This is a genomic window from Pseudomonas sp. P5_A2_2, assembly GCF_054177685.1.
This window is the reverse complement of record NZ_JBGCUL010001135.1, coordinates 1-1,340: the sequence shown is the minus strand read 5'-3', so window position 1 is coordinate 1,340 and position 1,340 is coordinate 1. Positions and strand designations below refer to the sequence as shown.

Here is a 1,340-nt window from a genome sequence, read left to right as displayed (position 1 = left end):
ACCGGAGTCGAGCCCAAACGTTCCTTCCGAACCTGGTCGACCCAGCGGCGCAGGGCCGTAGGACCGATATCCAGGCTGGCGCAGACCTCGGGAACCGACTGTCCCTCGTCCAGCACCATGCTCGCCGCCTTGAGTTTGAACTCACTGGAATAAGATTTACGCATAGCCAAAACACCTCAGATTTGGGCGCCATCATAGCGCCCGATTGAAGTGTCCAAAATCATTAGGCCAGTTCAGCTTGCTCGCGATGAGGGCATTGCATTCGGCACATTTGTCGACTGATACACCGCCATCGCGAGCAAGCTCGCTCCCACATTAGGGGTTGCCGTCAAGTTCAGGTATTGCGGTTCACGCGCTTGGGCATCATCCGCAGCAAGGTGTTATCGCCCACCACATAATGGTGATACAGCGCGGCCACGGCATGCAGGCCGATCAGCCAATAGCCGATCGTGCCGCCGAGCTCGTGCCAGCCCTGGAGTTGTTTGGCCAGGTCCTTGTTTTCCGCTATCGGCATCGGCAGGTCGACACCGTAGAACATCACCTGATTGCCTTTGGCACTGGTGACCAGCCACCCGAGAATCGGTGTGAGGATCATGAATATGTACAACGCCCAGTGCATCAGCCTGGCCAGCGTCGTTTGCCAGTGTGGCGAGGCCGGGAAGATCTCCGGGGGCCGGCCGAGACTGCGTGCGAACAATCGCACCCAGACCAGAACGAAAACGGTCAGGCCGAGCATGAAGTGTAATTCGACCATCAGCGTGCGCCCGCCACTGCCCTTGGGAAAGATCCCGCGAAACTCGATACAGGCGTAAACCAGCGCCAGCAGGACCAGCATCAACCAATGCAGTGCGATCGATACGGTGCTGTAGCGCGATTCGGAGTTTTTCCACGGCATATGGTGTTCCTCAGAGGTCCGGTTTAAAGCCACCGTTCTTGTCCGACGGTGTGCTTTAACTGTAATCCTGTTTAACCGGGTTTGCCTGAGGCGATTGGTCGCGTGATGTTCTGGCTCGGGTAATAGACAGAAAAACCCTGTAGGAGCGAGCTCGCTCGCGATGGGGTCAGTTCAGTCAATACATATATTGAATGAGCGATCGTCATCGCGAGCAAGCTCGCTCCCACAGAGGTATTACGGGGATTTATCAGCTCGACTGCGGCATTTCGCCATTGGCCAGACGCTTGTTGATGTCGGCGATCACGTCCGGCAGATCGGTGATGGTGTCGATCATGTAGTGCGGGCGCGAACCTTCGAACATCGCGTGGATGCGCTTGCGCTCACTGTCCAGTTGGTCGCTGCCCAGCGCGCGATAACCTTCGTAGTCCAGACCCAGGGCGTTACC

At 57.2% G+C, this 1,340-nt stretch carries 2 protein-coding genes and 1 pseudogene; all 3 read right to left on the bottom strand.

Annotation, left to right across the window (positions count from 1 at the left end; all coding sequences use genetic code 11):
- Window positions 1-164: transposase (locus ACXRVY_RS29480; protein WP_457265997.1), on the bottom strand; the 164-nt coding region annotated here is incomplete at its 3' end.
- Between the two features lie 170 nt (window positions 165-334).
- A complete protein-coding gene (locus ACXRVY_RS29475) occupies window positions 335-895 on the bottom strand; it encodes a cytochrome b (protein ID WP_223463839.1) in 561 nt (186 codons plus the stop codon).
- 247 nt (window positions 896-1,142) lie between these two features.
- Window positions 1,143-1,340: pseudogene (locus ACXRVY_RS29470) on the bottom strand (phosphonoacetaldehyde hydrolase); the annotation flags it as partial.

Bases quoted from the DNA above. Each gene is read 5' to 3' on its own strand.
- ACXRVY_RS29475 (WP_223463839.1), bottom strand. From the start codon at position 895: ATGCCGTGGAAAAACTCCGAATCGCGCTACAGCACCGTATCGATCGCA.